The sequence below is a fragment of the Cronobacter sakazakii genome (genome assembly GCF_000982825.1).
GTDB classification, from domain to species: domain Bacteria; phylum Pseudomonadota; class Gammaproteobacteria; order Enterobacterales; family Enterobacteriaceae; genus Cronobacter; species Cronobacter sakazakii.
This window is the reverse complement of sequence record NZ_CP011047.1, coordinates 3,864,934-3,879,641: the sequence shown is the minus strand read 5'-3', so window position 1 is coordinate 3,879,641 and position 14,708 is coordinate 3,864,934. Positions and strand designations below refer to the sequence as shown.

Sequence of the window (14,708 nt, the reverse complement as noted above, 5' to 3'; positions counted from 1 at the left end):
TTTTTTTCAGGCTGGCGCGGCAAACGGCGGCGCGGCCTGGCTTCGCTTAAGAAGCCTGTACAAACTTAGCGACTACGGAAGACAATGCGGCCTTTGCTCAGGTCGTACGGGGTCAGCTCAACAGTCACTTTGTCGCCCGTCAGAATGCGGATGTAGTTTTTGCGCATTTTACCGGAGATATGGGCAGTTACCACGTGACCGTTTTCCAGTTCTACGCGGAACATAGTGTTAGGTAACGTTTCAAGAACGGTACCCTGCATTTCAATATTGTCTTCTTTGGCCATCTAATCCTCTGGGGTATCACTACCATAGTTTGAACCGGCAAGATAATGCCCAAGTTCACCCATTAAGTAAAGTTTTGCGGGCGAAATGCCCGTTGTACCGCTGCGCCTTCCCGCTCCCACGACAAAACCGCGCGGGCAGCGCAAGCGTAACGGGGAGCGTGAGATCCAAAGCGTTGCGTTAACGGAGGGTCCCAAAACGGCGGCAGGGTAATGGCAGTCATTTTCTGCGTGCGTAAGTATAACACCCTGACAAAAAATGTGCCGAAAACATTCTGCTATCCTGCGGGCGTAAAAAGGGTTTGCGGCACCCAGCAGCGTTTTTCGAGCGGCAACGGGCGAAGCTCCGCCAGGCGTTGTAAATAATCGCGGCGCGGGATCTCGACTGCGCCCAGCGACGCGGTGTGCGGGTTGAGCACCTGACAATCAATCAGCCTGCCGCCCTGCGCGACAAAGTAGTCGCAAAACACCACCAGCGCGGTTTTCGAGGCGTTCTCACGGCGGCTGAACATCGATTCGCCGCAAAACAGCGCGCCCTGCGCCACGCCATACATGCCGCCCACGAGCGTATCGTCCTGCCAGACTTCAACAGAGTGCGCATGGCCCAGTTCATGCAGGCGCTGCCAGGCGATCACCACATCGTTGGTTATCCAGGTGCCGTCGTCACGGTCGCTGGCGCAGCCCTGGATAACAGCGTTAAACGCGTGATTCAGCGTCACGCGATAGGGCGAACGGCGGTGAAAGCGCTTCATGCTGCGGCTGATGTGCAACCGCTCAGGCCAGATCACCGCGCGGGGGTCCGGGGACCACCACAAGATCGGGTCTCCCGGCGAGAACCATGGAAAAATGCCCTGCTGATAGGCCATCATCAGACGAGCGGGGCTGAGATCCCCGCCTAATGCCAGTAAGCCGTTGGGTTCACGTAACGCCCCCTCAGGCGAGGGAAAAGCAATCGAATGACGAGAAAGCTGCACCAGACGCATCACAACGGCGCTCCATGACAACAGTGTCAAATATCAATCAATGATAGTGTACTGAACGCGCGCGAAACTGATAATAACGTCCCTGCTGCGCCAGTAATTCCTTGTGACTACCTTGCTCAGTAATCTGCCCGTTGTCCATGACAATGATGCGATCGAACGCCGTCAGCCCTTGCAGACGATGGGTCACCATCAGCAGCGTTTTTTGTACGGCGACTTCTTTTACCAGAGCGAGTATCTGACGCTCGGTTTCGGCATCCAGCCCTTCCGTCGGTTCATCCAGCAAAAGCATCGGCGCGTTGTGCAGCAACGCGCGGGCGATGCCGAGACGGCGCAGCTCACCGCCGGAGAGCTGGCGTCCGCCTTCGCCAAGCCAGGCGTTTAGTCCTTCATCGTCCAGCAGTTTTTCAAGCCCCACGCGAGCGAGTACTGCGCCGAGTGCGGCGTCATCGGCCTGCGGTGCGGCGAGGAGGAGGTTGTCGCGAAGCGTGGCGCTAAAGAGATGCACGCGCTGCGGTACGACGCTCATGGTGGCGCGCAGCGCGGCTTCGCGGTAACCGGTGATGGAGACGCCATCAAGCATCACGTCGCCGGAAGTCGGGTCCCAGGCGCGGGTAATAAGCTGTAACAGCGTCGATTTACCACAGCCGGTGCGCCCGAGAATCGCGATATGCTCGCCCGGTGCGACGTCAAGCGTAATATCGCGCAGCGCAGGCTGCGGCTGGCCCGGGTAACTGAAGCTCACGTTACGCAGCGACAGCGAGGCCTCACGCGGCGCATCTTTGCCCGACTCTGCAAAGGTGATGTCAGCAGGCTGATCAATGACGTCGCTCACGCGACGCGCGGAGGCGATAACCTGACCAAGATGCTGGAACGCGCCGCCGACTGGCGCGAGCGCTTCAAAGGCGGCCAGCGCGCAGAAGACAAACAGCGCGATAAGCGAACCCGGCGTGCTATTGCCACCAACGCCGCCTGCGGCCATCCAGAGGATCAGTACGACCGTCATGCCGCTAATCAGCGTCATCATCGCCTGCGAAAGCGCTGTCAGCCCGGCCTGGCGGCGCTGCGCCTCGTGCCAGACTTGTTCGGTTGTATCCAGCTGTTCGCGATAACGCCCGGCCGCGCCGAAAATCGACAGTTCCGCCTGACCCTGCAACCAGCCGGTCAGCTGCTGGCGATAGCTGGCGCGAAGCATCGTCAGCGCTTCGCCCACCGGTCGACCGGCACGATAGAAGAGGGGTGGGAGCAGCAGCAGCGTCGCTAGCATGATCCCGCCGAGCGTCAGCGCCAGCGTCACATCCAACAGGCTTAAGCCAAGCGTCACGACCGCGATAACCGCAAGCGCGCCGATGAGCGGTGAAATCACGCGCAAATAGAGGTGATCCAGCGTATCGACATCCGCCACCAGACGATTCAACAGTTCGCCCTGACGAAAACGCGCGAGCCCGGACGGAGAAAGCGGCAGCAGGCGGCTGAAGGTATAGACGCGTAAGTGCTCCAGCACGCGGAACGTGCCTTCGTGGCTCACCAGACGCTCGAAATAACGCCCGGCGGTGCGGATAATCGCCGCTCCGCGCACGCCAGCGGCAGGCAGCATATAGTTAAAGCTGTACAGGCCAGCCATGCCTACGACCGCAGAGGCGGAGAGGAACCAGCCGGAGAGTGTCAGCAGGCCGATGCTGGCGAGCAGCGTCACGATAGCCAGCACGACGCCGAGCGACAGCAGCCATTTATGGCGTTTGTAGAGCGCCAGATAGGGAAGTAACGCGCGCATTTAAATCTCCTCCTGACGATGCGCCAGCAGCGCCGCGAAATAGCCATCGGCCTCGCTGAGCGTGGCGACGTCGCCGCGCTCCACGATGCGCCCGTCGCGCATTACCCAGACTTCATCCCAGGCGGCGATATCATCAATCTGGTGTGTGACCATAAGCGTGGTCTGCGCCAGCGACGCGGTCTCCAGCGCCTGCATCACGCGGCGCTCGCTACCGGCATCAAGGCTTGCGGAAGGCTCATCCAGCAGCAGCAAACGGCACGGCGTTAACAGCGCACGGGCAACCGCCACGCGCTGCGCCTGGCCCACAGAGAGGCCGGAGGACTGATCGCCAATCGGCGTGTCAACGCCCTGCGCCAGTAGCGGTAAGAATTCGCTCACCCAGGCTTTATCCAGCGCCGCATGGAGCTGCGCGTCGCTCGCCTCGGGATCGGCCAGTAAAACATTTTCTTTAAGCGTTCCGGCAGGCAGCTGCGGGTTTTGTCCCACCCAGCTCAACTGACGCCGCCAGCTTTCCGGCTCCAGCTCTCGCAGTTCAACACCGTTAACGCGCAGCGAGCCTTCATAGGGCAGAAACCCGGCCAGCAGGTTTAAAAGCGAGCTTTTCCCCGCGCCGCTTTGCCCCACCAGCGCCACGCGTTTGCCCGCGGGCAGCGTGAAATTCAGCGGCCCGGCGAGACGTTTCCCTTGCGGCGAAAGAATGGTCAGGCCCTGTGCCTCAAGCGAAATCGGCTCGCAGCCGGGAAGCTCCAGTGTGCCTTTCTCAGCATGCTGAATCGGGGTTTCAAGGAACGTTTTCAGGCTATCCGCCGCGCCGACAGCCTGCGCTTTGGCATGATAAAAGGTGCCGAGATCGCGCAGCGGCTGGAAAAATTCCGGTGCCAGAATCAGCGCCAGGAAACCGGCGAACAGCGTCACGCCGGTGCCGTAATGGCCGAAATTCAGCTCGCCCAGATAAGAGAAGCCGAAATAGACCGCCACCAGTGCAATGGAAAGCGAGGTGAAAAACTCCAGCACGCCGGAGGAGAGGAACGCGAGGCGCAATACTTCCATGGTGCGCTGGCGGAAATCCTGCGAGGCGGCCTGAATGTTGTGCGTTTCCGCTGCGCCGCGGTTGAAAAGACGCAGGGTTTCCATACCGCGCAGGCGGTCAAGGAAGTTGCCGCTCAGGCGCGCCAGCGCCTGGAAATTGCGCCGGTTGGCATCGGCGGCACCCATGCCGACCATCGCCATAAACAGCGGGATCAGCGGCGCGGTGCCAAGCAGGATCAGCGCCGCCGCCCAGTTGTAAGGGAAAATAGCCAGCACAATCAGCAGCGGCACGCTCGCCGCCAGCGCCATTTGCGGCAGGTAGCGGGCGTAAAAATCGTGCATATCGTCAATCTGCTCAAGGATAAGCGTCGCCCAGCTACCGGCGGGTTTCCCCTGGATCCAGGCAGGCCCTGCCTCCTGAAGGCGGTTCATCACCTGCTGGCGAATGCGGGCGCGGATATGTTGCCCGGCGTGAAACCCAACTTTTTCGCGCAGCCACACCACCCAGGCCCGTAATACGAAGACCAAAATCAACAGCACAAACGGCAGCAGCAGCGCCTCGCGCGGGATGCCTTTGATTATCAGATCGTTAAGGAGATCGGCCAGCAGCCAAGCCTGCGCGACGATAAGCAAACCGCTCACCACGCCAAGCAGGCGCGACAGGCTGAGCCAGCGGCGGGAGATAACACTTTGCTGTTTAAGCCAGCGGGTCAGTTCTTGTTGACGGGTTTTATTCATTGCATGCACTGAGCAGTAAAATCCAGAGTGCTCGCCGCAAGGCGAGATAGCAGGCAATGTTACAACGGGGATAAAAGAAAGGCGACTGATTCGTCGCCTTGTTTAACGTGCGGAATTAGCTCTGCTTTTCAGCAAGACCGTCAAGATAGCGTTCGGCATCCAGCGCGGCCATACAGCCGGTGCCGGCGGAGGTGATCGCTTGACGGTAAATATGATCCATCACATCGCCTGCGGCGAAGACGCCCGGAATGCTGGTCTGGGTTGCGTTACCGTGAATACCGGATTGCACTTTGATGTAGCCGTTCTCAAGCTCCAGCTGGCCTTCAAAAATCGCGGTGTTCGGGCTGTGGCCGATCGCGACGAACAGGCCTGCGACATCCAGCGTCTCGACGTTTTCCGGGTTCACGGTGTCGCGCAGACGCAGACCGCTGACGCCCATCTGGTCGCCGGTCACTTCTTCCAGCGTGCGGTGGGTGTGCAGCATGATGTTGCCGCTTTCCACTTTATCCATCAGACGTTTCACCAGGATTTTCTCGGCGCGGAAAGTATCGCGGCGGTGGATCAGGTGTACTTCAGAGGCGATATTCGCCAGATACAGCGCTTCTTCAACCGCAGTGTTGCCGCCGCCGATAACCGCGACTTTCTGGTTGCGGTAGAAGAACCCGTCACAGGTGGCGCAGGCGGAGACGCCGCGGCCTTTGTAAGCTTCTTCAGACGGCAGGCCCAGATAACGCGCGGAGGCGCCGGTGGCGATGATAAGCGCGTCACAGGTGTATTCGCCGCTGTCGCCGATAAGACGGAACGGACGATTTTGCAGATCGACCTTATTGATATGGTCGAACAGGATTTCTGTTTCAAACTTCGCGGCATGCTCGTGCATGCGTTCCATCAACAGCGGACCGGTCAGATCGTGCGGGTCGCCCGGCCAGTTTTCCACTTCAGTGGTGGTGGTCAACTGACCGCCTTTTTCCATCCCGGTAATCAGAACCGGCTTCAGGTTGGCGCGCGCCGCGTAGACCGCAGCGGTGTATCCCGCCGGGCCGGAGCCAAGAATTAACAGCTTACTGTGTTTAGCCGTGCCCATGAGATCCTCATTGTTGTTGGCAGACAATGGGCTGGATTGTAGGGAATTTACGGGGCTAAAAAAAGAGTGTGGCAATTTTGTTAACGATTCATGCAATAGCTGCGGCCGATAGCGTCATTATTTTTACTGATTAAAAAGCGCGGCATATAAGGCAGTAAAATGAGGAATAATCGCCGCTCGCAACCAGTCTCTGGCACGTTCTACTAAAAATCGATGTTTTGCTTTGACAATCCCCTGCGCTTTTGCGAAAACATTCGAGGAAGAAAAAAGGGTTGGCTTTGGTTGCCGCGCATTCTGGCGCAAGCTTGTGCCAATTTCCGGGCTATTGAAATTCACGCATGGCGTGGACAGACGCCATACGTAATGTCGATAGCTGCCAGTGGGCAACGGTCTTCTAACTGACGCCCTGAACAGTGAAGTGCAACGGGTAATGGCAGGTGTAGGGAAGGAATACAGAGAGACAATAATAATGGTAGATAGCAAGAAGCGCCCTGGCAAAGATCTCGACCGTATCGATCGTAACATTCTTAATGAGCTGCAAAAGGATGGGCGCATTTCTAACGTCGAGCTTTCAAAAAGAGTGGGTCTTTCACCGACGCCGTGCTTAGAGCGCGTTCGTCGCCTGGAACGACAGGGTTTTATTCAGGGCTATACGGCTCTGCTGAACCCGCATTATCTGGATGCCTCACTTCTGGTATTTGTTGAGATTACTCTGAATCGTGGCGCGCCGGATGTGTTTGAGCAGTTCAATGCTGCTGTACAAAAGCTGGAAGAAATCCAGGAGTGCCATCTGGTTTCGGGCGATTTCGACTACCTGTTGAAAACCCGTGTGCCGGATATGTCCGCGTACCGTAAGCTGTTGGGCGAGACCCTGCTACGTCTGCCGGGCGTGAACGACACCCGTACTTACGTCGTCATGGAAGAAGTGAAGCAGAGTAATCGTCTGGTCATTAAAACCCGCTAACACAGAACAGGTGCAAACCGGGCGTAGTTTGATTACACTCCTGTTAATCCATACAGCAGCAGTGGCGGGGTTTCTCGCCACTGCTGTCCGTTTTACCTCATGGACCTGGAGAGCCTGTCTTGAGCCAGGAATACACCGAAGACAAAGAAGTCACACTCACTAAATTAAGCAGCGGGCGACGACTGCTCGAGGCGCTGCTGATCCTTGTAGTGCTGTTTGCCGTCTGGCTGATGGCCGCCCTGTTAAGCTTTAATCCTTCCGATCCGAGCTGGTCACAAACGGCCTGGCATGAGCCTATCCATAATCTGGGCGGCGCGCCTGGCGCGTGGCTTGCGGACACGCTGTTCTTTATTTTCGGCGTGATGGCTTACACCATTCCTGTGATCATGGTGGGCGGCTGCTGGTTTGCCTGGCGTCAGCGCGGCAACGAAGATTACATCGACTATTTCGCCGTGGCGCTGCGCTTGATAGGCGTACTGGCGCTCATCCTGACTTCCTGCGGACTGGCGGCGATTAACGCCGACGATATCTGGTATTTCGCCTCTGGCGGCGTGATTGGCAGCCTGCTCAGTACCGCGCTTCAGCCGATGCTCAACAGCAGCGGCGGCACCATCGCGCTGCTCTGCGTCTGGGCGGCAGGGCTGACGCTCTTTACCGGCTGGTCCTGGGTCAGCATCGCAGAGAAAATCGGTAGCGCGGTGCTTACCGTACTGACGTTCGCCAGCAACCGTACCCGCCGTGACGACACCTGGCAGGATGAAGACGATTACGAAGACGATGAAGAGCACGACGAATATGAAGAGGATGAGCGTGAGCTGAAGCCAGCGAAAGGAGAATCCCGTCGCGCGCGTATTCTTCGTGGCGCTTTAGCCCGCCGTCAACGGCTGGCGGACAAATTCAGCAACCCTGTCGCCCGTAAAACCGACGCCGCGCTCTTTTCGGGCAAGCGGATGGATGACGCCGACGAGGTGCAATACAGTGTGCGCGGCACGCCGGCTGATGCCGACGATGTGCTGTTTTCCGGCCATAAAGTCACTGAACCGGACGCGTTTTATGATGAAAACGACCCGCTGCTGAATGGTCATTCGATTGCCGACCCGGCCGCCGTTGCCGCGGCTGCTACGCCGGTCGCGCCGGTCTGGGCATCTGCGCAAACGGCAATGCCGTCTGAAGCGGTAAGCGTTCAGGCACCGGACGTCGCGCCTGAAATTGAATGGCATTCCGCGCCTTCTGCGCCGCAATCGCATCCGGGGATTGCCCCGGAGCCGGATTACTATGCGCCGTCACAGCCACCTGCCGCACAACCCCCAGTACAGGAAGAAGAGTACTGGCAACCCGCGCAGCACAGCGCGCCGGTAACGCCTGCTTATCAACCTGCGCAACAGCCTCATCAGCCGCAGCCGTATCAGGCGCAGCCCTCTCCTACGCAGGTATATCAGCATCCAGTGCACGATCCGTATGCGCAGCCGCAGGGTGGTCAGTACGCGCCAGAGTCGCATACCTCTGCGCCAGAACCGTATGCGCCGGTCTCCGAACCTTATAATCCTGCACCGCAAACGCCTTACGCTGCGCCAGAACCGTATGCCCCGGCTCATGAAACTGCGCCGGTGCACGAGCCAGAGCCCGTTGCACCGCCGGAAGAGGTTAAACCCGCGCGTCCGCCGCTGTATCATTTCGAAGAAGTGGAAGCCCAGCGCGCTCGCGAACGCGAACAACTGGCCGCGTGGTATCAGCCGATTCCTGAGCCGGAAGAGCTTACCCGTAAACCAGAGCCAGTCCGCGCACCAGACCCCGCGCCTGCCGCGCCTTCAGCATCGGTTTCTGATACCGCTGGTACCGCCGCGTCTGGCCTGAACGTAGCCGCACAGGCGACTGTCGCTGCGGCGGCTGCTCAGGCTGCATCGCAGGCAACGTCTGCAGCAGCGCAAACCGCCGGCCTCGCCTTTACCCCGGCGGCCAGCGAAGCACCGCGTCCGCAGGTGAAAGAGGGCATTGGCCCGCAGCTGCCGCGCCCGAATCGCGTTCGTGTGCCGACGCGTCGTGAGCTTGCCTCTTATGGCATCAAACTGCCTTCCCAGCGAATGGCCGAAGAGCGCGCCCGTGAAGAAGCGGAGCGTCGTATGGCGCAACAGCAGCAGGGCGTTTCTGAAGAAGAAGCCGATGCGATGTATCAGGACGAGCTGGCGCGCCAGTTTGCCGCGTCCCAGCAGCAGCGTTACGGCGAAACGTATCAGGCAGAGATGAGCCCGGAAGAGGAAGACGCCGCTGAACAGGCTGAGCTGGCACGTCAGTTTGCCGCGTCTCAGCAGCAGCGCTATTCTGCGCCGCAACCGTCTGGCGCTGCGCCGTTTATGCCTGATGACATTGCGCTTTCGCCGATGAAAGCACTGGTTAATGACGGCCCGAGCGAGCCGCTGTTTATGCCAGAGCCTGTCGAGCCTGAGCCGTATCGCCCTGCACATCAACCGCAGCAACATTATCAGCAGCCGCAACAGCCGCATACGCACGTTGCGCAGCCCGCAGCGCCCGCGCAAAGCTACGTGCAGCCGCAAGGTTATGTGCCGCAGCCTCAGGCACCGCAGGGCTATGCCCAACCTGCTGCCACGCATCAGCCTCAGATGCAACCGCAGTCTGTGGTACCGACTCAGGGTTATCAGGCGCCTTCCGCGCCCGCTCAGGGCTATCAGGCTCAGCCTGCGGTTGCGCCTGTGCAGCCTCAACAGCCAGCGGCACCGGCATCATCACCACGTGACAGCCTGCTCCATCCGCTGCTGATGCGTAATGGCGAAGAGCTGCCGAAGCATAAGCCGTCTACGCCGTTGCCGTCGCTGGATCTGCTTACGTCACCGCCAGCGGAAGTGGAGCCGGTGGATACCTTTGCTCTGGAGCAAATGGCGCGTCTGGTGGAGGCGCGTCTCGCCGATTTCCGCATTAAAGCGGATGTGGTGAACTACTCGCCAGGCCCGGTTATTACCCGCTTCGAGCTGAATCTGGCACCGGGCGTTAAGGCTGCGCGTATTTCTAACCTGTCGCGCGACCTGGCGCGTTCGCTCTCCACCGTTGCGGTGCGCGTGGTGGAAGTGATCCCCGGTAAGCCGTATGTCGGCCTTGAGCTGCCAAACAAAAAACGTCAGACCGTCTACCTGCGCGAAGTGCTGGACTGCGCGAAATTCCGCGAGAACCCTTCACCGCTGAGCGTGGTGCTGGGGAAAGATATCGCTGGTGAACCGGTCGTGGCCGATCTTGCGAAAATGCCGCACCTGCTGGTGGCGGGTACTACCGGTTCCGGTAAGTCGGTGGGCGTTAACGCCATGATCCTGAGCATGCTCTATAAAGCGACGCCGGAAGATGTGCGCTTTATTATGATCGACCCGAAAATGCTGGAACTTTCTGTCTATGAAGGCATTCCACATCTTCTGACCGAAGTGGTCACCGACATGAAAGACGCCGCCAACGCGCTGCGCTGGAGCGTGAATGAAATGGAGCGCCGTTACAAGCTCATGTCGGCGCTCGGCGTGCGTAACCTTGCCGGTTATAACGAGAAGATCGCCGAAGCGAAACGCATGGGCCGCCCGATCCCGGATCCGTACTGGAAACCAGGTGACAGCATGGATGCAACCCATCCGGTGCTGGAAAAACTGCCGTATATCGTGGTGCTGGTGGATGAGTTTGCCGATCTGATGATGACGGTCGGTAAAAAAGTCGAAGAGCTGATTGCGCGTCTCGCGCAGAAGGCGCGTGCGGCGGGTATCCACCTGGTGCTGGCGACGCAGCGTCCTTCCGTGGATGTCATCACCGGTCTGATTAAAGCCAACATTCCGACGCGTATCGCATTTACCGTGTCCAGCAAAATCGACTCCCGCACCATTCTCGATCAGGGTGGCGCGGAATCGCTGTTGGGGATGGGGGATATGCTCTACTCCGGCCCGAACTCCTCCATGCCGGTTCGCGTTCACGGAGCCTTTGTGCGTGATGAAGAAGTCCATGCCGTCGTGCAGGACTGGAAAGCGCGCGGGCGTCCGCAGTATGTCGACGGCATCACTTCCGATAGCGAAAGCGAGGGCGGTGGCGGCGGCTTCGACGGCGGCGAAGAGCTGGATCCGCTGTTCGATCAGGCCGTGTCGTTTGTGGTGGAAAAACGTAAAGCGTCGATTTCCGGCGTACAGCGTCAGTTCCGCATCGGCTACAACCGCGCGGCACGCATTATCGAACAGATGGAAATGCAGGGCATCGTCAGCGAGCAGGGCCATAACGGCAACCGCGAAGTGCTGGCGCCGCCGCCGTTTGAGTAACCGTTCTTTTCCCTGCGCGTGCGGCATGTGACCGTGCGCGCAGGGCTTCACGCTCATCACGATTCTGAAAAGATGGGTAAATTACCAAAAAATCAGGTTTTTCTTCTGTCGAAAATGTCAGCCTTATGGCTACAGTTAGGGACAGTAAGCGATCCCGTACTGGGGTCGGTCGTATTCTGAGGGATAACAATGAAAAAAATCGCCGTTACCTGTGCTTTGCTTTCTGCGTTTGCCGTATCGTCCGTGTGGGCGGATGCCGCAGACGATTTGAAAAGCCGCCTTGATAAAGTCAGCAGCTTCCACGCCAGCTTCACCCAGAAAGTGACCGATGGCAGCGGCGCTGCCGTTCAGGAAGGTCAGGGCGATCTGTGGGTCAAACGTCCGAATCTTTTCAACTGGCATATGACGCAGCCGGATGAAAGCGTGCTGATTTCCGATGGCAAGACGCTGTGGTTCTATAACCCGTTTGTTGAACAGGCGAGCGCGACCTGGCTGAAAGACGCGACCAGCAATACGCCGTTTATGCTGATTGCGCGTAACCAGAGCAGTGACTGGCAGCAGTACAACATTAAGCAAAACGGCGATGATTTTGTGCTGACGCCAAAATCAGCCAGCGGCAACCTGAAGCAGTTCACCATTAACGTGAGCCGCGACGGCACCATCAATCAATTCAGCGCCGTCGAACAGGACGACCAGCGCAGCAGCTATCAGCTGAAATCTCAGCAGAATGGCGCTGTGGATATGAGCAAATTTACCTTTACGCCGCCGCAGGGCGTAACGGTGGATGACCAGCGTAATAAGTAAGCCGAGGTCCGGGTGGGCAATCTTTCGCTCGATTTTTCCGATAACACCTTTCAGCCACTGGCCGCGCGTATGCGGCCAGAAAATCTGGCGCAGTACATCGGGCAGCAGCATCTGCTGGCGCCCGGTAAGCCACTCCCCCGCGCGATCGAAGCCGGGCATCTCCACTCGATGATCCTTTGGGGGCCGCCTGGCACTGGTAAAACGACACTGGCCGAAGTGATTGGTCGCTACGCGAACGCTGATGTGGAGCGTATTTCGGCGGTGACATCCGGCGTGAAAGAGATCCGTGAGGCTATCGAGCGCGCCCGCCAGAACCGCAACGCGGGCCGCCGCACGATTTTGTTCGTTGACGAGGTGCATCGGTTTAACAAAAGCCAGCAGGACGCTTTCCTGCCGCATATCGAAGACGGCACCATTACGTTTATTGGCGCGACAACGGAAAACCCGTCGTTTGAGTTGAATTCCGCGCTGCTTTCACGCGCGCGTGTCTATCTGCTGAAATCGCTGACGGTGGAGGACATCGAACAGGTATTGACCCAGGCGATGACCGACCGTGAGCGCGGCTACGGCGGACAGGATATCGTCTTACCGGATGAAACCCGCCTCGCGATTGCCGAGCTGGTCAACGGTGACGCGCGCCGCGCGCTGAATACGCTGGAAATGATGGCCGATATGGCACCCACCGACGACAGCGGCAAACGGGTGCTCAGGCCCGAACTGCTGACGGAAATCGCTGGTGAGCGCAGCGCTCGCTTCGATAATAAAGGCGACCGTTTTTACGATTTGATCTCTGCACTGCATAAGTCGGTGCGCGGTTCAGCGCCGGATGCGGCGCTCTACTGGTATGCGCGTATTATCAGCGCAGGCGGCGATCCGCTGTATGTTGCGCGGCGCTGTCTGGCCATCGCCTCGGAAGATGTCGGTAACGCCGATCCGCGCGCCATGCAGGTGGCCATTTCTGCGTGGGACTGCTTTACGCGCGTCGGCCCGGCGGAAGGCGAAAGGGCGATTGCGCAGGCGATTGTCTATCTTGCCTGCGCGCCGAAGAGCAACGCGGTTTATACCGCTTTCAAGGCGGCGCTGAAAGATGCCCGCGAGCGCCCGGATTACGATGTGCCGGAACATCTGCGCAACGCCCCGACGAAGCTAATGAAAGAGATGGGCTACGGGCAGGAGTATCGTTATGCGCATGATGAGCCTAACGCCTATGCCGCTGGCGAAGACTATTTCCCCGCCGAAATGGCACAAACGCGCTACTATCATCCCACCAACAGAGGTCTTGAAGGCAAGATTGGCGAAAAGCTAGCCTGGCTTGCTGAGCAGGATCAGAAAAGCCCCACAAAACGCTACCGCTAACGCGATCGTTGCGGTAAGGTTAATCGTTGAATATCAGTGCGACCGCAGGCTGCGGTCGCCTTTCCCTTTTCTTTTTTCGATAAGCACAGGATAAGCATGCTCGATCCCAATCTGCTGCGTACCGAGCCAGACGCAGTCGCAGAAAAACTGGCACGCCGGGGCTTTAAGCTGGATGTAGATAAGCTGGTCGCTCTTGAAGAGCGTCGTAAAGTTCTGCAGGTAAAAACTGAAAATCTGCAGGCTGAACGTAACTCGCGATCGAAATCCATCGGCCAGGCGAAAGCGCGTGGGGAGGATATTGAGCCGCTTCGTCTGGAAGTGAACAAACTCGGCGAAGAGCTTGATGCGGCGAAAAATGAGCTGGATGCGCTGCTTGCGGAAATCCGTGATATCGCGCTGACCCTGCCTAACCTGCCGGATGATGAAGTGCCGCTGGGTAAAGATGACAGCGAAAACGTAGAAGTGAGCCGTTGGGGCACGCCGCGTAAATTCGATTTCGAAATCCGCGACCACGTGACGCTGGGTGAGACGCTGGGCGGCCTGGATTTTGCGAGCGCCGTGAAGCTGACCGGCTCACGTTTTGTGGTTATGAAAGGGCAGATTGCCCGCCTGCACCGCGCGCTGTCGCAGTTTATGCTGGATCTGCATACCGAAGAGCATGGCTATAGCGAAAACTATGTGCCGTATCTGGTGAACCACGACACGCTCTACGGTACGGGTCAGTTGCCGAAATTCGCAGGCGATCTGTTCCACACGCGTCCGCTGGAAGAAGAAGCCGACAGCAGCAACTATGCGCTGATCCCGACCGCAGAAGTGCCGCTGACGAACCTCGTGCGCGATGAGATCATCGACGAAGAGTCGCTGCCGATCAAAATGACCGCGCATACGCCGTGCTTCCGCTCTGAAGCGGGTTCTTACGGCCGCGACACCCGTGGTCTTATTCGTATGCACCAGTTCGATAAAGTGGAAATGGTGCAGGTTGTACGTCCGGAAGATTCCATGCAGGCGCTGGAAGAAATGACCGGCCACGCGGAGAAAGTGCTGCAACTGCTCGGTCTTCCGTACCGTAAAGTGCTGCTGTGCTCTGGCGATATGGGCTTCGGCGCGCGTAAAACCTATGACCTGGAAGTCTGGCTTCCGGCGCAGGATACGTACCGCGAAATCTCTTCCTGCTCCAATATGTGGGATTTCCAGGCGCGTCGCATGCAGGCACGCTGCCGCAGCAAGTCTGATAAAAAGACCCGCCTGGTTCACACCCTGAACGGTTCTGGTCTGGCGGTTGGACGTACGCTGGTCGCTGTGCTGGAGAACTATCAGCAGGCGGATGGCCGCATCGAAATTCCTGAAGTGCTGCGTCCGTATATGAAAGGTCTTGAATTCATCGGCTAAGGTGAATCGCCCATTCT

General features: G+C 58.5%; 10 protein-coding genes. 5 read left to right on the top strand and 5 right to left on the bottom strand.

What is annotated here, in order from left to right:
* Window positions 1-65: 65 nt before the first annotated feature.
* The 5 genes from infA to trxB form a co-directional block, all read right to left on the bottom strand.
* Window positions 66-284 carry a translation initiation factor IF-1 gene (gene infA, locus CSK29544_RS18455; protein WP_001040187.1) on the bottom strand — a complete coding sequence of 73 codons (219 nt, stop codon included), beginning with the start codon at window positions 282-284 and terminating at the stop codon, window positions 66-68.
* A gap of 275 nt (window positions 285-559) precedes the next feature.
* Window positions 560-1,264, bottom strand: a complete 705-nt coding sequence (aat, locus tag CSK29544_RS18450) for a leucyl/phenylalanyl-tRNA--protein transferase (RefSeq protein ID WP_007888468.1) — start codon at window positions 1,262-1,264, stop codon at window positions 560-562.
* Between the two features lie 37 nt (window positions 1,265-1,301).
* The gene (cydC, locus tag CSK29544_RS18445; RefSeq protein WP_007888465.1) at window positions 1,302-3,035 is read right to left on the bottom strand and encodes a heme ABC transporter ATP-binding protein/permease CydC; all 1,734 of its coding nucleotides are present in this window, start codon (window positions 3,033-3,035) and stop codon (window positions 1,302-1,304) included.
* Window positions 3,036-4,802 (bottom strand): heme ABC transporter permease/ATP-binding protein CydD, encoded by a 1,767-nt coding sequence (cydD, locus tag CSK29544_RS18440; protein ID WP_029038924.1) that lies wholly within the window; start codon window positions 4,800-4,802, stop codon window positions 3,036-3,038.
* Window positions 4,803-4,917: 115 nt separating this feature from the next.
* Entirely contained in the window at window positions 4,918-5,886 is a 969-nt protein-coding gene (gene trxB / locus CSK29544_RS18435; RefSeq protein ID WP_007888453.1) for a thioredoxin-disulfide reductase, read from the bottom strand.
* Window positions 5,887-6,355: 469 nt separating this feature from the next.
* Here trxB and lrp point away from each other — a divergent pair, with 469 nt between their 5' ends.
* The 5 genes from lrp to serS all read left to right on the top strand — a co-directional run bounded on the left by lrp (window position 6,356) and on the right by serS (window position 14,691).
* Entirely contained in the window at window positions 6,356-6,850 is a 495-nt protein-coding gene (gene lrp / locus CSK29544_RS18430) for a leucine-responsive transcriptional regulator Lrp (RefSeq protein WP_000228469.1), read from the top strand.
* A 119-nt stretch (window positions 6,851-6,969) separates the two neighbouring features.
* Window positions 6,970-11,142 (top strand): DNA translocase FtsK, encoded by a 4,173-nt coding sequence (gene ftsK / locus CSK29544_RS18425; protein WP_029038925.1) that lies wholly within the window; start codon window positions 6,970-6,972, stop codon window positions 11,140-11,142.
* 189 nt (window positions 11,143-11,331) lie between these two features.
* Window positions 11,332-11,946: an outer membrane lipoprotein periplasmic chaperone LolA gene (lolA, locus tag CSK29544_RS18420; RefSeq protein WP_007898179.1), complete on the top strand. Its 615-nt coding sequence runs from the start codon at window positions 11,332-11,334 to the stop codon at window positions 11,944-11,946.
* Window positions 11,947-11,958: 12 nt separating this feature from the next.
* Window positions 11,959-13,302, top strand: a complete 1,344-nt coding sequence (rarA, locus tag CSK29544_RS18415) for a replication-associated recombination protein RarA (protein ID WP_004387364.1) — start codon at window positions 11,959-11,961, stop codon at window positions 13,300-13,302.
* A gap of 96 nt (window positions 13,303-13,398) precedes the next feature.
* A complete protein-coding gene (gene serS / locus CSK29544_RS18410; RefSeq protein WP_007866459.1) occupies window positions 13,399-14,691 on the top strand; it encodes a serine--tRNA ligase in 1,293 nt (430 codons plus the stop codon).
* Window positions 14,692-14,708: the final 17 nt, after the last annotated feature.